Annotated in this window: 23 protein-coding genes and 4 tRNA genes; 14 read left to right on the forward strand and 13 right to left on the reverse strand. The window is 57.3% G+C overall.

Features of this window, described 5'->3' with window-relative positions:
* The 7 genes from IE089_RS15170 to birA form a co-directional block, all read right to left on the reverse strand.
* On the reverse strand, positions 1–98 hold a 98-nt coding region (locus IE089_RS15170; RefSeq protein WP_229802813.1), incomplete at its 3' end, for a GTP-binding protein.
* 104 nt (positions 99–202) lie between these two features.
* Positions 203–278, reverse strand: a tRNA-Thr gene (locus IE089_RS15175).
* A 17-nt stretch (positions 279–295) separates the two neighbouring features.
* A tRNA-Gly gene (locus IE089_RS15180) sits at positions 296–369 on the reverse strand.
* Between the two features lie 97 nt (positions 370–466).
* Positions 467–550, reverse strand: a tRNA-Tyr gene (locus IE089_RS15185).
* 239 nt (positions 551–789) lie between these two features.
* Positions 790–865, reverse strand: a tRNA-Thr gene (locus IE089_RS15190).
* Positions 866–1,011: 146 nt separating this feature from the next.
* Positions 1,012–1,746 (reverse strand): type III pantothenate kinase, encoded by a 735-nt coding sequence (locus IE089_RS15195; protein ID WP_189478708.1) that lies wholly within the window; start codon positions 1,744–1,746, stop codon positions 1,012–1,014.
* Entirely contained in the window at positions 1,739–2,725 is a 987-nt protein-coding gene (gene birA, locus IE089_RS15200) for a bifunctional biotin--[acetyl-CoA-carboxylase] ligase/biotin operon repressor BirA (RefSeq protein ID WP_189478709.1), read from the reverse strand. Before birA ends, IE089_RS15195 begins: the two co-directional genes overlap by 8 nt.
* Positions 2,726–2,867: 142 nt before the next feature.
* Here birA and IE089_RS15205 point away from each other — a divergent pair, with 142 nt between their 5' ends.
* From IE089_RS15205 to IE089_RS15240, 8 genes are all read left to right on the forward strand, one after another.
* The gene (locus tag IE089_RS15205; protein WP_189478710.1) at positions 2,868–3,407 is read left to right on the forward strand and encodes a nuclear transport factor 2 family protein; all 540 of its coding nucleotides are present in this window, start codon (positions 2,868–2,870) and stop codon (positions 3,405–3,407) included.
* Positions 3,408–3,545: 138 nt separating this feature from the next.
* Entirely contained in the window at positions 3,546–3,950 is a 405-nt protein-coding gene (locus IE089_RS15210) for a MerR family transcriptional regulator (RefSeq protein ID WP_189478711.1), read from the forward strand.
* A complete protein-coding gene (locus IE089_RS15215; RefSeq protein WP_189478712.1) occupies positions 3,947–5,116 on the forward strand; it encodes an isovaleryl-CoA dehydrogenase in 1,170 nt (389 codons plus the stop codon). The genes IE089_RS15210 and IE089_RS15215 overlap by 4 nt, the downstream gene beginning before the upstream one ends.
* A gap of 10 nt (positions 5,117–5,126) precedes the next feature.
* On the forward strand, positions 5,127–6,734 hold the full coding sequence (locus IE089_RS15220; RefSeq protein WP_189478713.1) for a carboxyl transferase domain-containing protein: 1,608 nt from the start codon (positions 5,127–5,129) through the stop codon (positions 6,732–6,734).
* 29 nt (positions 6,735–6,763) lie between these two features.
* The gene (locus IE089_RS15225) at positions 6,764–7,561 is read left to right on the forward strand and encodes an enoyl-CoA hydratase/isomerase family protein (RefSeq protein ID WP_189478714.1); all 798 of its coding nucleotides are present in this window, start codon (positions 6,764–6,766) and stop codon (positions 7,559–7,561) included.
* Between the two features lie 4 nt (positions 7,562–7,565).
* A complete protein-coding gene (locus IE089_RS15230) occupies positions 7,566–9,569 on the forward strand; it encodes an acetyl/propionyl/methylcrotonyl-CoA carboxylase subunit alpha (RefSeq protein ID WP_189478715.1) in 2,004 nt (667 codons plus the stop codon).
* Positions 9,566–10,462: a hydroxymethylglutaryl-CoA lyase gene (locus tag IE089_RS15235; RefSeq protein ID WP_189478716.1), complete on the forward strand. Its 897-nt coding sequence runs from the start codon at positions 9,566–9,568 to the stop codon at positions 10,460–10,462. The genes IE089_RS15230 and IE089_RS15235 overlap by 4 nt, the downstream gene beginning before the upstream one ends.
* Position 10,463: 1 nt before the next feature.
* Positions 10,464–10,808 (forward strand): hypothetical protein, encoded by a 345-nt coding sequence (locus tag IE089_RS15240; RefSeq protein WP_189478717.1) that lies wholly within the window; start codon positions 10,464–10,466, stop codon positions 10,806–10,808.
* Positions 10,809–10,878: 70 nt separating this feature from the next.
* Here the strand turns inward: IE089_RS15240 and IE089_RS15245 are convergent, their stop codons facing one another.
* Positions 10,879–12,135, reverse strand: a complete 1,257-nt coding sequence (locus IE089_RS15245) for a sterol desaturase family protein (protein ID WP_229802808.1) — start codon at positions 12,133–12,135, stop codon at positions 10,879–10,881.
* Between the two features lie 120 nt (positions 12,136–12,255).
* On the opposite strand from IE089_RS15245, the gene IE089_RS15250 reads away from it, so the two are divergent.
* Both IE089_RS15250 and IE089_RS15255 read left to right on the forward strand, forming a co-directional pair.
* Complete coding sequence (locus tag IE089_RS15250; protein WP_189478718.1) at positions 12,256–13,680, forward strand: DNA-3-methyladenine glycosylase 2 family protein; 1,425 nt, start codon at positions 12,256–12,258, stop codon at positions 13,678–13,680.
* The gene (locus tag IE089_RS15255) at positions 13,677–14,171 is read left to right on the forward strand and encodes a methylated-DNA--[protein]-cysteine S-methyltransferase (protein WP_189478719.1); all 495 of its coding nucleotides are present in this window, start codon (positions 13,677–13,679) and stop codon (positions 14,169–14,171) included. Before IE089_RS15250 ends, IE089_RS15255 begins: the two co-directional genes overlap by 4 nt.
* Before the next feature lie 143 nt (positions 14,172–14,314).
* Here the strand turns inward: IE089_RS15255 and IE089_RS15260 are convergent, their stop codons facing one another.
* From IE089_RS15260 to cysQ, 3 genes are all read right to left on the reverse strand, one after another.
* Positions 14,315–15,205 carry an MBL fold metallo-hydrolase gene (locus IE089_RS15260; RefSeq protein WP_189478720.1) on the reverse strand — a complete coding sequence of 297 codons (891 nt, stop codon included), beginning with the start codon at positions 15,203–15,205 and terminating at the stop codon, positions 14,315–14,317.
* Positions 15,206–15,238: 33 nt separating this feature from the next.
* The gene (locus tag IE089_RS15265; protein WP_229802809.1) at positions 15,239–15,484 is read right to left on the reverse strand and encodes a DUF465 domain-containing protein; all 246 of its coding nucleotides are present in this window, start codon (positions 15,482–15,484) and stop codon (positions 15,239–15,241) included.
* A gap of 72 nt (positions 15,485–15,556) precedes the next feature.
* Positions 15,557–16,411, reverse strand: a complete 855-nt coding sequence (cysQ, locus tag IE089_RS15270) for a 3'(2'),5'-bisphosphate nucleotidase CysQ (RefSeq protein ID WP_189478721.1) — start codon at positions 16,409–16,411, stop codon at positions 15,557–15,559.
* Positions 16,412–16,510: 99 nt separating this feature from the next.
* On the opposite strand from cysQ, the gene yrfG reads away from it, so the two are divergent.
* On the forward strand, positions 16,511–17,179 hold the full coding sequence (yrfG, locus tag IE089_RS15275) for a GMP/IMP nucleotidase (RefSeq protein ID WP_189478722.1): 669 nt from the start codon (positions 16,511–16,513) through the stop codon (positions 17,177–17,179).
* Positions 17,176–17,565: an RNA-binding S4 domain-containing protein gene (locus IE089_RS15280; RefSeq protein WP_189478723.1), complete on the forward strand. Its 390-nt coding sequence runs from the start codon at positions 17,176–17,178 to the stop codon at positions 17,563–17,565. The genes yrfG and IE089_RS15280 overlap by 4 nt, the downstream gene beginning before the upstream one ends.
* 42 nt (positions 17,566–17,607) lie before the next feature.
* On the opposite strand, the gene IE089_RS15285 is transcribed toward IE089_RS15280, so the two are convergent.
* Positions 17,608–18,807 carry a diguanylate cyclase domain-containing protein gene (locus tag IE089_RS15285; protein ID WP_189478724.1) on the reverse strand — a complete coding sequence of 400 codons (1,200 nt, stop codon included), beginning with the start codon at positions 18,805–18,807 and terminating at the stop codon, positions 17,608–17,610.
* Positions 18,808–18,947: 140 nt separating this feature from the next.
* On the opposite strand from IE089_RS15285, the gene IE089_RS15290 reads away from it, so the two are divergent.
* Together IE089_RS15290 and dxs are read left to right on the forward strand one after the other, a co-directional pair.
* Complete coding sequence (locus IE089_RS15290) at positions 18,948–19,670, forward strand: SGNH/GDSL hydrolase family protein (RefSeq protein ID WP_189478725.1); 723 nt, start codon at positions 18,948–18,950, stop codon at positions 19,668–19,670.
* 65 nt (positions 19,671–19,735) lie between these two features.
* Entirely contained in the window at positions 19,736–21,670 is a 1,935-nt protein-coding gene (gene dxs / locus IE089_RS15295; protein WP_189478726.1) for a 1-deoxy-D-xylulose-5-phosphate synthase, read from the forward strand.
* On the opposite strand, the gene IE089_RS15300 is transcribed toward dxs, so the two are convergent.
* On the reverse strand, positions 21,667–22,908 hold the full coding sequence (locus IE089_RS15300; protein WP_229802810.1) for a glycosyltransferase: 1,242 nt from the start codon (positions 22,906–22,908) through the stop codon (positions 21,667–21,669). The two genes, dxs and IE089_RS15300, sit on opposite strands and share 4 nt — an antisense overlap.
* Positions 22,909–23,100 lie beyond the last annotated feature (192 nt).

The raw sequence follows: 23,100 nt of genomic DNA on the forward strand, positions 1-23,100 counted from the left end.
GTCAGCGCTGCCGTCAGAGTAGTCTTACCGTGGTCAACGTGACCAATTGTGCCCACGTTTACGTGGGGCTTCGTACGCTCAAATGTTTCCTTTGCCATTCCGACAGTCTCCTATGCAGCGGCATCTGCCGCTTAATTGAAACACCGTGTCTAACAACACTCGACGAACGCCCTGTGCGTTCGTCAAAAATCCTCATGAGGCGTGGAGCTCATAACCGGACTTGAACCGGTGACCTCTTCCTTACCAAGGAAGTGCTCTACCGACTGAGCTATATGAGCTTTGTTCCTCGTCGTTCTGGAGCGGGTAGCGGGAATCGAACCCGCATCATCAGCTTGGAAGGCTGAGGTTCTACCATTGAACTATACCCGCCTAGCTCGCTCGCAGAAGTCATTGTTTCTGCTACAAAAAATCTCCGCGGAGGTGCCTATTCGCTAATTGCTCGCACGACCGCGTCGACTGTTTAACCTGGTGGAGGGGGGTGGATTCGAACCACCGAAGCTTTCGCGTCAGATTTACAGTCTGATCCCTTTGGCCACTCGGGAACCCCTCCGAAAGGCGGCATATTGTCCGGATCGGGCGAACCCCTGTCAACCGCTTTCCCCTAAGAAAATTATCCACTTAGGGCTGCTTTCTGACACGGGTCATTACTTGCTCTTTCCGAGTCCCTTTACGGTTCGGCACACAACATCTGGCTCTGGCGTGCACTCACGCCGGGCACATAGTGGGACGATGCATGGAGTTTTGAGCAAGACCACTGCGAAACGGACTTCCGCTCTGGTTGCTCTGGAATGGAGCTGGCGAGAGGAATCGAACCCCCGACCGGCTGATTACAAGTCAGCTGCTCTACCTACTGAGCTACGCCAGCCAATCCAGAAACACTCGCTGTCAGCGTTACCGCTGCAAACGAGGCCGCGATTCTAGACAAGCACCATGGCGGATGCAATACCGTGATGCGCATTTAGAGCAAACACGCACAGTGGGCCCTGCCGAACCAGACAGCTGGCCAACAACTTAGTGTGATATTCGGGAGAGCCCCTCAAAGACGAGGTCGCCGCAAACATCGCCACCCCGTCCTACGAGATCAGCGAGCAGCAAGCCAGCACCCCCGGTATAGAAGAGCTCGCAACTGGCCACGTCAAACCCCTGCCGATCGAGGGAGAGCTGGACTGCGCCTGCAAGTGCCAGCGCTATACCGTGCCGCACAGCTTCCGAGGTCTCCACGCCGGGCGATAAGCGATACTCCGCAGCCTCCTGAAACCGAACACGGTCGGTATCCAAAAGTAGGGCGCGCTCCATCAGCGCAGCGCCAGGTATGATAAATCCCCCCTCGTGTTCGCCATTCTCAGCGATCCAATCGATAGTCAGAGCCGATCCTGCGTCAACCACGCAGCAACGCTGCTGCGTTCGCTCTCGGGCGGCAATCATCGCGAGCCAGCGATCCACCCCCATTCGCGCTGGTTCGGAATAGCTGTTCACGAGATCACCAAACTGCGCTGCGGCAACGGCAAAGTGAGGGGTGATGGCCAGTGCGCCTCGCAAACATTCACCAAGCCGTTCGTTTGCTCTCGTGCCCGCCACACTGGACACCCAGCACTGCTCGATCGCCGGCAGCCCAGACAGCTCCCCTGCAAAATCCGGTAGCGCATCAAGGCTAAAAACGCCTCTTGCAACAACGGAGGTGTCTCCAAGCAGGCGCCACTTGCCCTGCGTATTGCCCAAATCGAGCTGAAGCACGTAGCTAGGCATTATCGGCCGCCGGCCTCATCGAAATCTCGCCACCGTAGATGCTCTGAACACCCAGAGAGGTTTCCAGCTGAAGCGCGCCCCGTTCGTTGACACCCCGTGCAGTGCCTGCCTGGCGCTGATCACCGCTGCTAAGAATCACCGGAGAATCTGCGAACGCATCACGCTGCATCCATGCCTCACGCCAGGGCACAAAACCTGTGGTTTCAAATTGCGCCACCATGGGCAGCAAGTGATTTAAGAGCGCAGCCATCACGCGATTGCGTCCGGGCGACACGCCGTTATTAGCCGTGGTGAGGTCAGTCCATTGCTGGTCAATGCCACCCGCCGCGGAGGCAGGCATCGCCACGTTAATACCTACACCGAGCACAACTGCACAGGGCCCTGCCGCATCGCCGCTCATTTCCAGTAACACACCGCCCAACTTGGCATCGTCATGTAGGATATCGTTCGGCCACTTTAACTGTGCAGCCTCTAGGCCACAGTCTTCCAGTGCCTGCGTAACAGCAACACCCACCGCCAGCGACAGACCTTCCAGAGCAGCTGCGCCGCCTTCGAACTCCCAGAGCAGCGACAGGTAGAGGTTCCTGGCAAAGGGGCTCACCCATTGCCGGCCGCGCCGACCCCGCCCTGCTGTTTGCTGTTCTGCGGAACAAACATAACCTGCGCCCGTACCCGCTTCGGCCTGGCGCAATGCTTCTGCATTGGTTGAATCGATGACCGAGTGGAGATCAAACTGCTGCAACAGTTGAGAGGCCATTGGAGTCAGCTCACGCCGCACGCTTGAAACATCCAGCAGCTCCAGTCCGCCCCGGATTCGATAGCCTCTTCCCCTGATCGCTTCCAGCTCAAGACCGAGCTCGGTTAACCGCTGCAGCTGCTTCCATACCGCGGTCCGAGAGACGCCCAGCGCCTGGGCGAATTCTTCTCCCGAGTGAAACTCACCATCGGCAAGCAACGGTAACAAGGTTGTTTTTGGCATACGCAGTAGACAGCGGTGGTTAACAGCGGCTGATCATAGCAAAAGTGGCCGCGGTTCACGGGTCCAGCCTGCGACATTTCTATTGTGCGGGACTGCGCTCTAGACTTGGTACCACTGTGACCCAACCACGAGGACATGCCCCATGGTAAAGCTTGAACACACGGTGATGCAGGGTACGGCGGATGCACTCATTGCAGCCCATCAGCGAGCCTCTCAGACGAATGACTGGACAGCTTTCGTCGATCGCATTTACGCGCGCGACTGTCACTATGTCTGCGAGTATGCCGGTGTGATGCGGGTCGAGGCCCAAGGTATCGACGAGATAAAAGCGACCCACTATGGCCGGGATATGCAGGTCGGCTGGGAGGGCTGGACCTTCCCGTACGAGGGCGTTTATGTCGGTAGTGACAACCGCCTTGTCACACACTGGCTGAATCGGGGTCCCGGCAAGCGCGCCGACGGCAGTTATTACCAGACACCGGGAGTGTCCTTCATCACGCTGGATGCCGATGCGCGCATCTGTCGTCAATTCGATCTTTTTGACCTGGCCCATCAAATGCGGCTTTGCGATGAGCTGGAGGTGGCGGGGCTGCTCTCCGAACGACTCAAGGAGGAGTGGGTCATTCCCATGAAGCAACGCCTGAGCGACGCCTTGCCCGGTGGCGAGCCGACATCCCCTTAACCCCGCAGCACTTCCCGACCACCGGGCATTTAATCGTTCTCAGGACCTCTGCGGAATTACTCTCTCCAAAACATTACCTTTACGTTAACGTAAACTTTACCTATAGTTCAGCCTCACTCAGGCGACCACCCCGCGAGCATGGAGCACTACACAATTTCAGACCTCGCCAAAGAGTTCGGTGTCACCACGCGAACGATTCGGTTCTATGAGGAAAAGGGGCTGGTCTGTCCACAGCGCCAAGGCCAGCGGCGACTCTACACGGCCGCAGACCGCGTCCGTATCAAGTTGATTCTGCGTGGCAAGCGGATCGGACTGAGCCTTGACGAATCCGCCGAGCTCATCGATCTATACGATCCGGCGCACAACAATCTGGAACAACTACACTCCCTGCTGCAGACCGTTGCCGATCGACGCGACCGCTTGCAGCAGCAGCTTGAAGACGTCACCGCCATGCTCAGCAGCCTGGATGAGGTAGAGCGCCTCTGCCGGGATGCCCTGGAAGCAAACAGCGAAGCACTGGCCACACAGAGGACCCAACAATGAACACTGCATACCCCACGCTGAATTTCGGGCTTGGTGAAGACATCGATATGTTGCGCGATGCCGTGCATCAAATGGCCCAGAAAGAAATCGCGCCGCGTGCTGCAGATATCGACCGTAACAATGAGTTCCCACAGGACCTCTGGCGAAAACTTGGCGACATGGGCTTGCTGGGCATCACGGTTGACGAAGCCTACGGAGGCAGTGCGATGGGCTACCTTGCGCACTCGGTGGTGATGGAAGAGATATCGCGCGCCTCTGCGTCTGTAGGGCTGTCGTATGGCGCCATGTCCAATCTGTGCCTCAACCAGATTCAAAAGAACGGCAGCGAAGCCCAGAAACAGAAGTATCTGCCGAAGCTGTGCACCGGCGAGCACATTGGCGCACTGGCCATGTCAGAGCCCAATGCGGGTTCCGATGTTGTGAGCATGAAGCTCAATGCGCGGCGCGATGGAGACCGCTACATCCTGAATGGTGCGAAGATGTGGATCACCAATGGGCCCGATGCCGACGTCTACATCATTTACGCCAAGACCGACCCGGAGGCGGGCTCAAAGGGCATCACTGCATTCCTTGTCGAGCGTGATTTCCCGGGGTTCAGTCGGTCACCGAAGTTGGACAAACTCGGCATGCGTGGCTCCAACACCTGCGAGCTGGTGTTTCAGGACTGCGAGGTTCCGGCAGAGAACGTCATGCGCAATGAAGGCGATGGCGTGAAAATCCTGATGTCCGGCTTGGATTACGAGCGTACTGTTTTGTCAGGGGGGCCAGTTGGCATTATGCAGGCCTGTGTCGATGAGGTGATTCCCTACCTGCATGACCGCAAGCAGTTTGGTCAGCCCATCGGCGAATTTCAGTTGATGCAGGGTAAGTTGGCCGATATGTACGCCGACCTGAATGCCTGTCGCGCTTATCTTTACGCCGTGGCCGCTGCCTGCGACCGCGGAGAAGAAACCCGACAGGACTGCGCCGCCGTCATTCTGTACACCGCCGAGAAGGCGACCCAGATGGCTTTGCAGGCGCTCCAGGCGCTGGGGGGCTACGGCTACACCAATGATGCGCCCACCGGACGGTTGCTGCGCGATGCCAAGCTCTACGAGATCGGCGCTGGCACCTCTGAAATTCGTCGAATGCTGATCGGCCGCGAGCTGTTCAGCGCGACTGCCTGAGGCAATCGTTATGAGCGTGATTACTAGCCGAATCAACGTACGTGATGAAGCCTTCAGCAATAATGCATCCCACATGCAGGCCCAAGTGGATGATCTGAAAGCCTTAGTAAAGGATCTCCAGCAAGGCGGCGGCGAGAAAGCACAACAGCGGCATGTCAGCCGAGGCAAATTGCTCCCTCGCGAGCGCTTAAATGCATTGCTAGACCCAGGGACACCCTTTTTGGAGTTGTCGCAGTTGGCGGCCCATGAAGTCTACGCAGACAAAGTACCGGGCGCGGGGATCATCACCGGCATCGGGCGCGTGGAAGGTCAGGAATGCATGATCTTCGTCAACGACGCAACGGTAAAAGGCGGTACCTACTACCCGCTTACCGTTAAAAAGCAGGGCCGTGCCCAAACCATCGCAGAAGAAAACCACCTGCCTTGCCTGTATTTAGTGGATTCAGGCGGTGCATTCCTGCCTTTGCAGGACGAAGTGTTTCCTGACAGAGAGCACTTTGGCCATGCCTTTTACAACCAGGCCCGGATGTCGGCCAAGGGGATTCCGCAAATCGCTGCGGTTCTGGGCTCCTGTACGGCCGGCGGTGCCTACCTGCCAGCGATGGCAGACGAGTCAATCATCGTGCGTAATCAAGGCACCATCTTCCTTGGCGGTCCGCCTTTGGTTAAAGCCGCCACCGGCGAGGTCGTTTCTGCGGAAGAGCTTGGCGGAGCGGACGTGCATTGCCGCACCTCCGGCGTTACTGATCATTACGCCAACAATGATCACCACGCGCTGGCACTGATGCGCCGCGCGGTTTCCCGACTCAATCGCAACAAACCTGCCCAGTTGGATCTGCGCGAGCCCGCGGAGCCTATCTACAACGTTGAAGAGCTGTACGGGGTTATCCCCGAAGACAGCAAACAGCCCTTCGATATACGGGAAGTGATTGCGCGCGTCGTCGATGGGTCCGAATTCGATGAGTTCAAAGCCCTCTTCGGGAAAACCCTGGTCTGCGGCTTCGCCCGACTGCATGGATATCCGGTAGGGATCGTTGCCAACAACGGGATCTTATTCAGTGAAGCTGCCGTAAAAGGCGCACACTTCGTTGAACTCTGTGCGCAGCGGAAGATACCGCTGGTGTTCCTTCAAAACATAACCGGCTTTATGGTCGGCAAGCAGTATGAGGCAGGGGGCATTGCTCGCCATGGCGCGAAGATGGTGCACGCGGTGGCCTGCGCTGACGTCCCAAAGCTCACGGTCATCATTGGTGGCTCCTTCGGTGCGGGCAACTATGCCATGTGCGGCCGCTCCTACGACCCGCGCTTTCTCTTCATGTGGCCCAATGCACGTATCTCAGTAATGGGGGGCGAACAAGCCGCTGGCGTTCTTGCCACCGTCAAGCAGGATCAGCTGGCTCGCGATGGCAAGCAACTGACGCCTGAAGAAGAAGCGGCATTCAAACAGCCGATCCTTGATCAGTATGAGGTGCAGGGGCACCCCTACTACTCCTCGGCACGACTCTGGGACGACGGTGTCATTGACCCCGCCGACACACGTCGCGTGCTGGGACTTGCCTTGTCGGCGTCTCTCAATGCCCCCATCCCTGACTCACGCTTCGGCGTGTTCAGGATGTGAGCCGTGACGGTGGAAGCAAGGACATAGCCATGGGTGAACACACTGTCATCACAGAAATCAGCAATGAGGGTATTGCTACCGTTACGCTGAATCGCGCCGCAAAGCACAATGCCTTCGATGATGCGATCATTGCTGACCTTCATTCGGCATTCACCGCGATCGCTCAGCGCAGCGATGTACGAGTGATGATCCTGGCTTCGGCGGGCAAGAGTTTTTCTGCAGGCGCGGACTTGTCCTGGATGAAGCGGATGGCCGAGTACGACTACGGCCACAACCTGGAAGACGCGCAGCAACTGGCTTCCATGCTACGGGCGTTACACATGATGCCCATACCCACCATTGCTAGAGTACAGGGTGCGGCCTTTGGAGGCGCCGTGGGTTTGGTGAGCTGCTGCGATATGGCCGTCGCGACACCACGGGCCAGCTTTTCCTTATCTGAAGTACAAATAGGCTTGATACCGGCTACGATCAGCCCCTACGTCATCGCAGCAATAGGTGACCGATTCGCCAGACGCTACTTTATGACCGGCGAACGCTTTAGCGCGGAGCAAGCATTGCTTTCAGGATTGATCTCAGAGCTGGTTGACGAGAATGAGCTAGACCAGCGTGTTGCGTCACTGGCGAAGCAAATCCTCAGTAATGGACCTCAGGCCGTAAGAGCCGCAAAAGATCTGGTGCAGTGCGTTTCGGGCGAACCTATTTCGGACGCTCTCATCGCCGATACCTGCGCCCGGATTGCCCACATTCGAGTCTCTGAAGAGGGACAGGAAGGCCTAGGTGCCTTTCTTGAGAAGCGCCAGCCCGCCTGGGCATCAACGGAGAACTGACCCCGTGTTTAGCAAACTACTCATTGCCAACCGAGGAGAAATAGCGTGTCGAGTGATCGCCACCGCGAAACGACTCGGGATACCTACCGTGGCGGTCTTCTCGGATGCCGACAGTGATGCGCTTCATACGAAACTTGCCGATGAGGCTGTGCACATCGGGCCCTCCCCTGCCCGCGAGTCCTACCTGCGTATCGATGCAATTATTGACGCAGCCTTAACCACCGGCGCTACTGCAATACATCCCGGCTACGGTTTTCTGTCAGAAAATGCTGCCTTTGCAAACGCCTGCGCCGAGAACGGCATCATCTTTGTGGGCCCGCCCGCCAGTGCGATTGAGGCCATGGGCTCAAAAGCTGCGGCCAAACAGATCATGGAAGAGGCAGGCGTACCACTGGTCCCCGGCTATCACGGCGCCGATCAAGCATCGGCTGTCCTAAAAGCCTCCGCTGACGCTATGGGCTACCCCGTGCTATTGAAAGCCACGGCCGGTGGTGGAGGCAAAGGTATGCGCCAGGTATGGCATGCCGACGAGTTTGAAGAGGCACTCGCAGCGGCACAACGTGAAGCCAGTAGCAGCTTCGGCGACGATACAATGCTGGTCGAGAAATACTTAACCCGCCCCCGCCACGTCGAGGTACAGGTTTTTTGCGACAACCACGGTGAGGGCGTTTATCTCGCCGAACGCGACTGCTCAGTGCAACGGCGCCATCAAAAAGTCATCGAGGAGGCACCTGCGCCGGGCATGACAGATACGCTTCGCGAGGCCATGGGCGAGACTGCAGTGACAGCGGCCCGGGCCATAGACTATCGTGGTGCCGGCACCGTCGAGTTTCTGCTGGACGAAGACGGCAGCTTCTACTTCATGGAAATGAATACCCGGCTGCAGGTAGAGCACCCGGTCACTGAGATGATCACGGGCCAGGATCTGGTGGAGTGGCAACTTCGCGTCGCCAGCGGCGAGGCATTGCCCCTATCGCAATCGCAGATTCGCATTGAGGGTCATGCACTGGAGGCTCGCATCTATGCCGAAGACCCCGACAATGATTTCCTGCCTATGACAGGCACGCTGTCGTTCCTCCAAACGCCCTGTGAATCAGCCCATGTCCGCGTGGATACCGGGGTGGTCCAGGGTGACGACATCAGCATCTACTACGACCCGATGATCGCCAAACTCGTTGTCTGGGACGAGACCCGGGATCGTGCCCTGGAGCGTCTGGCACAAGCGCTGTCGAACTACCGAGTGGGCGGGACCACAACCAACATTCCGTTCCTTTACAACCTTGCGGTGAGTGCACCTTTCCGCGCTGCCGATCTCGATACCAGCTTTATCCAGCGACACAACGACCTGCTATTTACAGAGTCTAAGGAACAGACGAAAACGCTGCTGCCTATCGCGGCGCTTGCACTGATCTGCGAGAGAGAACAGAGCGCCGCGCGCTGCAATCCCTGTTTAGATCCGTGGTCACCCTGGGATGCTTTGGACAGTTGGCGGCTAAACCAGTCGCACTCGCAACATTTCAGAATCAAACTGGGCGATGAGGAGCGTGAGTTCCATATCGAGCAACGGGCGAAGACACTGAGCATCGTCACCGGTGAAGAGCGCACCGACATTACGGGCAATCTCAGCGGTGCTGAACTCACCTTCGAGCTGAACGGTCATCGACGTGCTGCCACCGTGGCCGCCGACGGCGACCACTACACCGTGTTCCTCGAAGGCCGCAGTTTCAGCTTCGAGCATTTACAGCCAGACACAGGCGAGCAGGACAGCGCCTCGGGCGACGGCGGTCTCCACGCGCCCATGAATGGCACTGTTGTCGCCCTTCTGGCTGAGCAAGGCACTGCAGTGGAGGCCGATGCTCCTCTGATGGTTATGGAGGCCATGAAGATGGAGCACACTATCAGGGCGCCTGCGGCAGGCGTGGTCACGCAATTCTATTTCAACGCCGGCGATCTGGTCGACGGCGGTGCGTTGCTATTGGCCTTAGAGGAAAGCGGAGAAGACGCGTGAAGCGACCCGGGGAAGTCACACTCGTTGAAGTCGGGCCCAGGGATGGACTGCAGAATGAAGCGGGCACCCTGACACTGATTGACAAGCTGCAGCTTATCGATGACCTCGGCGCGGCGGGGTTAACCGTTATTGAAGCTGGCAGTTTCGTTAATCCCCGCTGGGTGCCTCAAATGGCCGATAGCGAAGCTGTGTTCCAGGCCATAAACAGGAAACCCGGTGTCCGCTACAGCGCTCTCACTCCCAATATAAAAGGTCTGGAGCGCGCAATCAGTGCCGGCGCTGACGAGGTGGCCGTCTTTGCGGCGGCCTCGGAGAGCTTTTCCCATAAAAACATCAACTGCAGTATCGATGAAAGCCTGGCGCGCTTTGCGCCGGTGATGGAGCAGGCTGCCGAGCGTGGCCTTCCTGTGAGGGGATACGTGTCCTGCGTGCTTGGCTGCCCCTACGAGGGAGAGGTCTCTACGGATGCGGTTGCTGCCGTGACCGACAAACTATTGCAAATGGGCTGCTACGAAGTGTCGCTGGGCGACACCATAGGAACAGGCACCGCCGGCTCAATGAAAGCTCTGCTGGACAGGCTGCTCGCCGATTTTACGCCTGACCAACTGGCCGTGCACTGCCACGACACCTACGGACAAGCGCTGGCCAACATTCTCGTTGCGCTAGAGCAGGGTATCGCAACCATCGACAGTTCCGTGGCCGGACTGGGCGGCTGCCCCTATGCAAAAGGCGCAAGTGGCAATGTCGCCTCCGAGGACGTCGTCTACATGCTTGAGGGAATGGGTATACGCACCGGTATCGATCTGTCGGCATTGGTTGCCGCAGGCAATCGAATCTCGGCAGCTTTGGGTCGCGACACTCTATCCCGCGTCGCGCGGGCCATGTCCGCCTGACATGAAGTCCGAGCAGGTCTCGCGGCTGCGCAACCTTCTTGCCACCGTGGTACTGGCCATTGGCGTCTGGCAGGTAGCACTCCCCTGGTTTCAACCGCTGTCTACAGCCACGCTGGTGAGTGCCGCAATGGGTGCTGTCTACCTCATTATTGCGCTGGGACTGTACGGCACATCGCGATTTGCCTTGCTGTTGGCCGCGGGTGTTGGCATCGCACACGCCATCACTCTCGAACTGCTGGGAACAACAAGTTCGCCCCAGCACCGCTGGCTGGTCACCGCCGACTGCATCATGGCGATCACTGCGCTGATCGTCGTCTGGCACCTGCGGCACCAGCAATCGGCCTGAAAACACTGCCACGCGGCTAAAGATAGGCTTGCACCGACATCGGAAATCACAAACCAGCGGTCGAGGAACGTCAGACTAAGGCAGCACCGCCCCGCTGAGGGTTGAGACGCCAGACCATGACCGCGAGCAGAACGGCATTGGCCACGACGTAGGCGACTCCGGAAAGCCAGATCACGGGATCTGCCCCTCCGACGGCTGACCCACCCGATAATGCGATAATGGCGAGCAATCGTGCACCCTCCCACGGCAGCGTTCGAACGGCGGAGCCTCCGTCGAGCCAAAACGCCGTAGTCACCGTAGTCGTCAGCAAGACTGCCCACAGGGCGACACCCCACCAGTACGAGAGCTCGACGGCGGCCATGCGATCTGACAGCACAATCACTGCCAACAGCTGAAAGATTGCATAAATCCCCACCCAGGTCGTAATCGCGGGATCGTATTTGGTGAAATTCGAGAGGTCCGTTTTCTCTCTGGGGTAGCGCTCGGCCACATCGGCGGGCCGCCAGCCGGTGCGCGCGACCCAGACACGCAACTTGTCCTGCCAGCGCGCGGTGTGCCAGCTGTCTTTGATCATGTCGACATAGATGTGTGTGAGCGCCCTGAATGGGTTGAAGGTTCGAAGCGGCCCCCGGATACCATACACAGGCGGATCAGATGCCTGCTCTTCCTGAAACGTCCCGAAGAGCCGGTCCCAGATAATAAAGACACCACCATAGTTCCTGTCCATGTACTGGTCGTTCTGGGCGTGATGAACGCGGTGGTTAGAGGGGGTTACGAACACCCATTCATACCAGCCAAGTTTGGGCACGTGCTCTGTGTGTACCCAGTACTGGTAGAGCAAATTTAACGAGCCCACACTGATGACAACCTCGGCGGGCACTCCAGCCAGATACATGGGAATGTAAAACACCCACCCCAGAAGAAAGCCGGTACTGGTTTGGCGTAGCGCCGTGGAGAGGTTGTAGTCCTCGCTCTGGTGGTGAGCCACGTGTGCGGCCCAGAGAATCATGCGCTCATGACCTAGGCGATGTAGCCAGTAATAGCAAAAGTCATACAACACAAAGGCGAAGACCCAGGTCCACCAGTGGCTGGTGTCCATCAGCGGAAGTGCCATGTACTGGGTAATGAGGTAATACACGTAGCCGCCGACGCCCAGTGTCACGAATCGGCGAACCTGGCTCAGTGTTCCCAGGAACAGACTACCCACGGCATCATTGAGCCGGTAGGTATTTCTCCCCTTGTAGATACCGTACGCCAACTCAAACAGCATACTGGCGATAAAAAATGGGACAGCATAAGCGACGAAATTCACTGGCTCTACACTCACAGGGTTAGTGGCGGATGGTCAAGGCCCGTATCCTGACGGAACGGGCGACGGCGAGCAAGAGAGTCTATACAGGGCCGATTTTGGCTAGTGAGCGATGTTCTGTGCGGCTATAGTCCTGCCATGACTTCGCTCCGCACAGACGAACCAGATCTAGACCCAGCAGTATGCCAACAGGCAAGGCTAGCGCGAGATCCCCGCTTTGACGGCGAGTTTTACCTGGGCGTCCTGACAACCGGCATTTACTGTCGCCCCGTGTGCCCCGCTCGACTCCCCTCGGAACAGAACGTGCGTTACTTCCGGCTTGCGGCACAGGCTGCAGAGGCGGGATTTAGACCCTGCCTGCGTTGCCGCCCGGAGACCGCCCCGGGCAGCCCGGCCCGAGCAGGCAGCCTGACCACCACGGAACGGGCAGTCACACTGATTCGAGGCGGTGCACTTAATCACGGTAGCAAATTAGAGGATCTCGCCACTCGCCTTGGTGTGGGCGAGCGTTATCTGCGCAAACTGTTCCAGCGAGATCTGGGCCTGTCACCACACGCTGTGGCAGGTCATCAGCGCCTACTACTCGCCAGGCAGTTAATTGTGGAATCCCAACTTCCGCTCACGGCAGTCGCGGAGGCAGCAGGCTTTGGCAGCCTCCGGCGATTCAACAGTGCGATCAAGACCGCCTATGGCATGCCTCCCAGCGCCATGCGGAGGAACAGCGATAGCGATGCCGGGAGATCCAGCGTGACGCTACAGTTGCGCTATCGCCCGCCCTACAATTGGCCAGCTGTGCTTGCCTACCTTGAAAGACATTTGGTCGACGAGATTGAATGGATCGATGCCGGGCGTTATGTGCGCCGTGTCGCTGTCGGCAGTGACGTGGCCATCGTCACCATCGCCCATCAGGAAAGTGGGCACTGTCTGCAGCTCTCAGTCACCAGCGACGGAAATGTGCCTGACCTCATGCCGCTGGTGGCGAACTGTCGCCGCATGTTTGACCTCGATGCCAACCCTGCCGTTATCGAGCCAGAGCTATCAAAGGACCCCCTGCTGGCGTCACTGCTGGAATCCCAAAGGGGCATACGCAGCCCTGGTGCCTGGACGCCAGCGGAGAGCGCCGTGCGCGCCATCGTAGGCCAGCAGGTGAGTATTGCTGCTGCGAGGCGCGTCTGTGCTCAGCTGGCGGCTGCCTGTGAGCCAGATGAGAGCGTGCGCACTTTCCCAACCCCGGGCGCCATTGCTGCACTGGGTAATAAGTACTTTGCCATGCCGGGCCGGCGCAGAGACACCCTGCGCGCCTTGCACCTCGCTGTAGGGACAGCGGGTGAACAAATGGATTTAGAACGGCTTGGGGCCCTGAAAGGTGTGGGCCCGTGGACCACAGCGGTGGTGAGTATGCGTGGTATGGGCGATCCCGACGCCTTTCCTGATGCAGATCTCGGTTTATTGAAAGCGCTTGGCGTGAAATCCAACTCCGCGGCACTGAAGACACGTATCGCCAGCTGGCGCCCCTGGCGGTCATACGCCGCTAATCTGCTCTGGAGGAGCCTGGAATCATGAAACGTATTCTCTGTTCGTCGCCGCTGGGTGACCTGACGCTCGTCAGTAATGGCCACGCACTCACTCATATTCTGTTTCCAGACCAACCATTAGGCTCTTTAGCGACACAAGCGGAGTCCGGTGAAGATGAGGTTTTACTCACCGCGCAACGCGAACTCGCAGAGTACTTTGGCGGAAAACGTCAAAGGTTCTCGGTGCCGACATCGGCAGCGGGTACCGCATTCCAGACGCAGGTATGGGATGCGTTGGCGGAGATCCCCTTTGGGGAGCTACGTAGCTATCGGGACATCGCGGTATCGATTCAAAAGCCAAAGGCCGTTAGGGCCGTAGGAGCGGCAAATGGGCGGAACCCACTGCCCATTATCGTGCCCTGCCACCGGGTCATTGGCAGCAACGGCTCACTCACTGGTTTTGTGGGCGGCATGGCTGCAAAACGGTTGCTGCTGGGACTGGAGAACAGCGCCCCGCCCGAGAGCCAAGCACTGTTCTGAGGAGTATAAATATTGGGCACCCCACAGGGGGCGCGCGACAAGCGGTTGTTAATCAGCTCCCTGGTGCGACAATGCGCCGTTTTGGTCAGAGAGATCCGACAAGTTCATCAAGCGACGAGCCCTTGATCGACGCTGTCAGTCGCTCAAAGGCTGCTGGCAATAAAACCAATCCAGGCATCTTCCTTGATGAAGCCACTGCCCCAGCTTTCCCACTCATCGCCAAGGCCTTTCTCAGTAATCTGCTCTACCGTCATGCCGCCCTCGATACCGCTTTGCACAGCATCGATAGTGCGCGTGAGCATATCCAGATAACGCTCCAGGTCTTTACGATCCGCCAGATCGCCATGGCCCGGAACAATCACAGTCTGGTCATCGACCTTCGCTAGCACCGCTTCAATATTCGCCGCGAAACCGAGAACGTTGCCGCCCGAGCCGAGGTCTACAAAAGGGAAGCGATCTTTAAAATAGTGATCGCCCATATGCACTACGTTTTCGGCAGCAAAGAACACCACACTGTCGCCATCTGTGTGACCAGTAGGAAAGTGCTGTACTTCTACGTCATCGCCATTGAAATGCAACGCCAGCGAGTCGCCGTAGGTCACCACGGGCAGCGCGGCTTTAGGGCTGGGTTCGATGACGCGATTGAAAGCCTTCATTTCCTGCCGCGTAGACATCCGCTCGCGAACATTTGTGTGGGCCACAATAAGGGCGCCCTGCTCGCCCCAGTAGTTATTGGCACCGGTATGGTCAAAGTGCCAGTGAGTATTGATCACGAAGGTCGGGACGGACGAATCAGCAGACAGCTCACGCAGTGCATCGTGGTAGGCAGGGGCGTACTCAGCGTAATCGTCATCGATCATAAGAACACCATCCTCACCCACAGAGGCCACTACGTTGCCACCTCGTCCCTGTAACAGGTGGAGGTTGCCTTTCAGCTCCGAGACGGACACGCTGGGAGCCTCTTCCTGCGCTGCCACCAGAGGCGCAACGACAGCAGCAGACAGTGCCAGGCACAACTTCAAGTACTTATTCACGATCAATCCTTTGTTATCAGGTGCTCTTTATACTCAGGCATTGAGATCGGGGATCATTTCGTTTTTAAGGCGCTCGATGGCATCCTTGAGCTTCAATTTTTCCTTCTTAAGGCGCTGCAGCAATATCTGGTTTTGATAGGGAAAGCCGTACATCTCGGCGATCTTTTTATCCAGAGCCCGGTGCCGTGCCTGGAGTTGCATCAGTCTCATCGCCGGCGTCAGCACCTCGTTGGCTGCTTCAACACCGTTAGCGGGGCCCTGATCGGGGGGTTGCGTCATAACCGTGATTACAGTGCCAGAAAAAGTAGAAACGTCACTCTATACCCTCTGATATTGGAGGCACAAGCGCACTCAGGTGGCCATGGCGCCCAGCAAGCCCCGCCACTGCGATGCAGTGGGGTCTGCAAGTGCGATGAAGTCAGGGCTGAGCAGCGTATCGCGGCAGTTGTACCGCAGCGGGACACCGGCCAGGTCCAAGACCGCACCGCCCGCTGCAGAAACGAGTGCATCGCCAGCGGCCACGTCCCATTCGCTGCAGGGCGAGAATCGGGGATAGAGATCGCCGCGGCCAGCGGCCATGTCGCAGAACTTAATCGCGCTACCGCTATTGAGCCTATCGTGCCCACCAAACGCGCCGTTAAGCCAGTCAAGGCAGTGCGCTAGTCGTGGACCGCGGTGTCTCGCACTGGCAAGCACGGTAGGGAAGCCGCCACCGAGACTGCGGCAAGCAAGCTCTCTCCAGCTCCCGTCACATGCGCCGATCTGCCAGGCCCCCTCTCCCGGGATGCCCGCATAGGCCAGTGCTTCTAACGGCTGGTAGATCAGGCCCAATACCGGTCTGTGAGACTCAACAAGGGCTATGTTAATCGTGAACTGCCCGGTCTCCTCCAGAAATTCCCGCGTGCCATCCAGAGGGTCCACCAGCCAGAAGCGATCCCATTCGCGTCGCTGAGCCGTCACGGCTAATGGTGACTCTTCAGACAACACTGGCACGTCAGGCCAAAGCCCTTGCAGCCCCTCATCCAACAAACGGTGCGATGCCAGATCTGCCGCGGTCAGTGGCGTTCGATCCGATTTCGATTCAACCTCAATACGATCTGCACCATGATAATACGCGAGAATGGCGTTCCCGGCTTGCTCACATAGGCGAATGAGCGCATCAAGTGTATTTCGCGAGCACAGGTTATCAGTGACAGAATCATTCATGGGCCCAGTGTAACGGGAGTTAAAGAATATCGCTCCGCTCACGCCCAATTCGCGTCATACTTCAGGTACGACGAGGCTCAACGACTCCTTTTGCACGCAATGATCGATTGGCACCACATAGACACCGTCCTGCTGGATATGGATGGCACCCTGCTGGACCTGCACTTCGATAACTATTTCTGGCTGGAACACTTGCCACGGGTCTATGCCGACCGCGAAAAGATCCCCGAGGAAGAAGCGTCCCGTCAGCTGCAGCAGCGATTCCACTCCGGCGAGGGGACCCTTGCCTGGTATTCATTGGATCACTGGTCGGAGCAGTTGGGCATGGATATACCGGCGCTTAAGCGCGAAACCGCCCATCGCGTGCAAGTTCGCCCACACACCATCGATTTTCTGACCTGGCTACACAGCACCCACATGGACGTAGTGATGGTGACTAACGCCCATCGTAAGACGCTGGAGATAAAAATGGCGCAGGTGGATATCACTCATTGGTTTGATCGCGTTGTCGTTTCTCACGATCTCGACGCCCCCAAGGAGGATGTGTCGTTCTGGCAACGACTACAGGCAGTGCACCCCTTTGATCCACAACGCACCCTGTTAATCGATGACACGGAAAACGTGCTTGCTTCGGCACATCACTATGGCATCGCGCATCTGCTGACACTGCTACAGCCGGACAGCCAGCAGCAGAAGCGGTTAGATACGCGGTTTCCTGGGATTCACCACTTCGACGAAATCATGCCGGCGAGGGAAACAACGCCATGAACGAGAAGTTACGCATCGACAAGTGGCTGTGGGCGGCACGATTCTTTAAAACGCGCAGCCTCGCGAAGGCCGCCATCGAGGGCGGAAAAGTGCAGGTTGGTGGCCAGCGGGTCAAAGTCTCAAAAGAGATAATGGTGGGAGACCAACTCCGGGTGCGTCAGGGCTGGGACGAGAAAGACATTGTTATTGTGGCCCTGAGTGACCAACGACGGGGCGCGCCGGAGGCCAGCCAGCTCTATCAAGAGACTGACGAGAGTATCGCACGGCGTGAAGCTGAAGCTGTGGCGCGAAAAGCCGCAGGGGGTATGATCGAACGCCCCATGAAACGGCCGAGTAAACGGGAACGCCGCCAAATTCACCGTTTCAGAGAGCTGCCCAAGGACTGAGCACCTGACGTTAGCGCAGGAACAACCCCACGCGGCTGCCCCCTAACCGACTGAGATTGTGTTTCTACCCGCACCTTTGGCCTCATAAAGCGCCTCATCAGCGCGATTAATCAGCTCGCCAGGTTGTAGCTCCCCATCCGGCGTGACGGTCACCACGCCCTGACTGATCGTAATGTAGTCACTCACTTCAGAGTTGGGGTGCGGTATTCGCTCATCCAGCACCAGTGACTGCAGGCGGCTTGCTGTTCGCATGGCGGCAGCCGGGGAGGAGTTTGGGGAAATGATGATGAACTCTTCGCCGCCGTAGCGGGCTACCACCTCACCGGCGCGGCTGGTCGCACGCTGCATCAGGTCAGACAGCTCCTGCAGCACTGTGTCCCCTGCCGAATGCCCCAAAGAGTCGTTGTAGTTCTTGAAGTAGTCAACATCGATCAATATCAGGGAGAGCTCGCTGCCTGCACGGCGCGCCCGGTTAATCTCTTCCTGCAGCACCTTGTTCACCAAGCGGCGATTGCCCAATCCTGTGAGCTCATCGATATTGGCAAGGTCAGTCAGCTGGCGCCGTGCATCCTGCAGCTGCCGGTTACGGTCTCGCAGGGAGTTGGTCAGATCGCCCAACTCGCGGGACATCGCTTCGCGCTCCCAGTTCAAGGCAATCATGTTGCGAAAGGATCGGTAGATCCAGTTACTCACCATCATAAGTAGCGCGCACACCACCAGCAGCACTAAGCCGATGGTCAGGTTGTAGGGTTCGTCTCGATAATGCACCAGCGACCACCAGGCAATGGGCCAGAGAGCCGTGAAAAGGTAGGCCAAAAAGTGCTCACGAATGGTCACCGTAACTGCCAGCGATATCGCCGTGATCAGCACAATGAGTAACAGCATCACGTACTGAATTGTGACGGGAAGATTAAGCGCGCTATACACGTATGCCGAGGACCAGACCAACCCCGTAAGGGCTGAACCGATAACCAGCTGCCAGTAGACCGCCTTTGGGCTGGAGTTGAAGCTGCGCTCCACCAGTGCATTGCTCATAAACAGTGAGCGCAGCAACAACATTATCAAGACCGCGGCACCCCACAAAAGGAGGTAAGGCAGATACGAAAAGGGCCAAAATAACCCTATAACCGCGATGACTCCCACAAGGTTGGCACTGATAGTGGCGACACGACCATGCTGCATCAGCAGTTCCAGCTGGGCAGAGAGAAGCTCTTCGCGCGGAATGTGGCGTTGATAGATCATGTGCTAAGACTACACCCGAACAGCAATTAAACGATAATTATGAAGCCAAGTTGCGAACTATGTCACACGGCACTGTTTTGCGTTTGCGTCACCGGCTGATTTCGCGCGAAACTATACGGCAACTAGACAGGGAGCAGTCAATGTTTGCGTGGCACACCATTCGTACGTTTTGTGTGGTGATGCTGTGTCTGCCACTTTTACACTTAGGAATCGTGGTTTCCCGAGATGTGGCGGCAAAACTCGATTCCTCCCCCGATGCCTGGTTACACGAAGTTGAAGCCTACGCCCGCCTCGACCAGGGCATGACCATGCCCGAGAACCCTGTCGTAGTCGTTGGCGGACGCCGCGTTAAACAATGGGAGGGCCTGCACAATATTCTTGCCGCAGAAACCGTTCTCATGCGCGGCATGGGCGATGCCACTATTGAAGACATTAACCATCATTACAAACGGCTAGTAGCCTATTACAGACCCTCTACCGTTGTCTTCCTGCCCAGTGATAGCGAATTCCACATACGCGACAGTAAAAGCGAGCAAGAATACATGCGCGCCATACGCGCGCTGGCGGAGACGGACACCCAGCACGGCGGCAACTGGAGCCTGATACTGTTCGTCCCTATCAAGACCCCCTTGAGGCCATCGGACCATGGCAAGATCGACATCATCGCGCAGGAACTGCAGGCTTTTTCCACAGATGATGAACGTATCGCTGCCATTGATGCCAACCCGTTGCTCGCACTCGCTGACGGCGCGCCCAATCCCGCCTATTTCCGGCCAGACGGCAGCGGCCTGAACGAGGCGGGTTATGTGCGCCTGGGTTTATTGCTGGATGATGCGCTCGCTGAGGGTTTTAGCACGCGTTAAAAGCTTCGCTGCCCAAAGTTAGACAACCCGCGTATTTTGCGGCGCGATGGTTTAAAATTCACACCATGTTGACTGAGATTCCCCAAGTTCGCCCGGTAACACCGCTGCTGGATGCTATCGATGTTGGTAGGGCTTTGAGTGACCTATCAAACGATGAGCTCCTGACGCTGTGTGAAGAGCTGCGCGCTTTTTTGCTCTACAGCGTCGGTCAAACCGGCGGGCATTTCGGCGCGGGCATGGGCGTGGTGGAGCTTACGGTCGCTCTGCATCATATTTTCAACACACCGGACGACCGTATCGTGTGGGACGTGGGTCACCAAACCTACCCGCACAAAATATTGACTGGCCGCATGCAGCAGATGCACACCATGCGCCAGGCCGGTGGCCTCTCGGGCTTCCCCAAGCGCAGCGAGAGTGAGTACGACACTTTTGGCGTGGGACATTCCTCCACCAGCATCTCCGCGGCGATGGGAATGGCGCTGGCAGCGCGCCAAAAAGGCGACGATCGAAAGGTAATAGCGGTGATTGGCGATGGCGCCATTACCGGCGGCATGGCATTCGAAGCACTGGCGCACGCGGGCCATGAACGCCCCAACATGCTGGTGATCCTCAATGACAATCAGATGTCCATAGGCCACAACACCGGGGGTCTGGCCACCTACTTCGCCAAAATCTGGGCCAGCAAGACCTATATCGCCATGCGCGAAGGCTCCAAAAAGCTACTGAAGCGCCTCGGGCCCGCCTGGGATATTGCCAAACGCACCGAAGAGCACATGAAGGGCATGGTGGCACCCGGCACCCTGTTTGAGGAGTTAGGTTGGCATTACATCGGACCGCTGGATGGCCATGACCTGCCGCAGCTGGTTCAAACCATCGAGAACATGAAGAATCTTGAAGGCCCGCAAATCCTGCACATCCGCACCGTCAAAGGTAAAGGGTTTGCCCCTGCGGAGCAGGACCCCGTGGGCTACCATGCGATGAACAAGATTGAGGCGCAACCCAAGGGGCCTCAGCATGAAACCATTCCAGCCAAGCCTAAAGCCAAAAAGTACTCTGACGTTTTCGGGGAATGGCTGTGTGAAATGGCAGAGAGGGACCCCCGTTTAGTCGCCATCACGCCGGCCATGTGCGAAGGCTCCGGTATGGTTGAGTTTTCCAAGCGGTTCCCAGATCGATTTTATGATGTAGCCATTGCGGAGCAGCACGCCGTGACGCTGGCTGCAGGTCTTGCCTGCGAGGGTCTAAAACCGGTTGTTGCGATCTATTCGACCTTCCTTCAGCGTGGCTACGACCAGCTCATTCACGACGTGGCCTTACAGAATCTCGATGTCACCTTTGCGATTGATCGCGCTGGTTTAGTCGGCGAAGACGGCCCAACCCATCACGGCGCGTTTGATCTCAGTTACTTAAGGTGCATTCCCAACTTGATGATTGGAGCGCCCGCAGATGAAAACGAGTGTTGGCATATGCTCGGCGCCGCTTATCAACACGCTGGGGCCGCATCGGTCCGCTACCCTCGTGGCTCGGGACGCGGCATCGACATTGACCTAGAACCAATTGCTGACATCATGCAGCCTCGATGCATTCGCAAGGGCGACGATATCGCGGTACTCAGTTACGGTGCCTGTTTGGATGCGGCTTTGAATGCCGGATCAGCACATAATCTTAGCGTCTACGACATGCGTTGGGTTGAACCTGTTCCAACCCAAGTCATCGATACAGTATGCCGGGAACACAAAGCGCTCATCACCCTCGAAGACAATGTCTCAAAGGGCGGCGCGGGATCGTCCATTTTGGAAACCGTATCTCGGCTGGGTAACAATGTTCCAGTTGAAGTGTTGGGGCTTGGAGACAGCTTTATTGAACATGGCAGCCAACGTGACTTACGTGAAGCGAACGGAATTTCTGCACACACGATCACGCAAAAGGCGTCCTATTTGCGATCGGGTGTGAATTCCCCAGCCGAGGTAAGACTCCAACCCAATCGCATCCTGGCTTAACTCATCGCGTCTTCATAGATACCCTTGTACCGCGCAGCAACGCGACCCCAGTCAAAGCGCGCTGCAGACTTCACGCTGTTCTCCGAAAGCCTGCGCCATAAAACCTCATCGGAATCCAAAGCTTTGAGTTTGCCAACAAGTTCCTCTGCGTCTCCTGGCTTGAAGAGAAACCCGTCTTCCCCATCCGTTACCACATCCTCAACCGCTGGAAGTTTGGAGGCGACCACCACGCATCCACAGGCCATAGCTTCCACGGATACGAGACCCAGGCCTTCCTGATCACCGTCTAGAGCTTTCACGAAGGGAAACACCGCAACATCAGCATCTCGGTAATAGTCGGGAACCTCATGATTTGGCAAGGCACCGACGAAATCAACCGACTCGCTGATCGACAAATCAGAAACCAAGCGCTGCAGGTAAGGGCGCTCTGGGCCCGCGCCCACTACAACGAGCTCTACAGAGGTGCCATCACGTTTCAGCCGACTGACAGCATCGAGAAGCACCGGCAAGCCCTTCTTCTCCACTAGCCTACCTACGAATACCATTTTCAGAGTGCCGCGGCGGCTGCGCTCGTGCGGTGGTGTGAAAAGACTGGTAACGTCAACACCCATTGGAGCCACCTGGATATTCATGCTGTCCACGCCCAGTTGTCTGACCTGAGCCACCATAGCGTGGCTCACCACCGAGATGGCCGCGGAAGTCATCAGACATTTCTTTTTCAGCCATTCGAACGCGCGGCCGCTCATTGCGTAGAGATCTGCTCCATGCGAAGTCACCACGTAAGGAACACCAAGTACTTTGGCGACAAGACCTTGGGGTATGATCCAGTGTGCGTGAATCAGGTCGTACTGGAAACGCTTGTGTAAGCGCCGTGCCGCCCATATCTGAGCCAGTATGAAGGTTGGAACCAAGAAATAGTACAGTGGGCTGTGCTTGAGCTTGGTCGTAATACCCCCCTCGTAGGCAAGCCGTTCAAAGCGTGTTGGCCCATAGCGATAGCGGAACACTCTCATGCTCCCGGACCGCTCCTCTACTTTTGAGCCCTCACAGTGAGGGGCCAGCACATGAATATCGAAGTCGTGAGATAAACGTTCAGACAAAGTGTGTACGAACGGCGGGTCTGTATCTCCTTCCCATCGCGGAAAAGTTGATGTGAGAACTAGTACCCTTTTCACCGCGACCTCAGTCTCAGGCAGTACGTCTGAAAAAGTAAAAATCGGCGAACGAGGTTGTCTCATTACCGCCGTTATATGAATAGGGTTTGGCAATGAACTCGCATTGCTCCGCCTCGGGAAGTGCTATTGCCACGCAATCGGTGAATCGAATGGGGAGCATCTGCTGATCTGATTGAGCTTTTTGTGACTCGACATCCGACCTCCAGACAACACAATGCCCTTCGCACGATTTTGACAGACGCGGCAGATACCCCC

Origin of the sequence: Parahalioglobus pacificus (assembly GCF_014652275.1) — a bacterium.
GTDB classification, from domain to species: domain Bacteria; phylum Pseudomonadota; class Gammaproteobacteria; order Pseudomonadales; family Halieaceae; genus Parahalioglobus; species Parahalioglobus pacificus.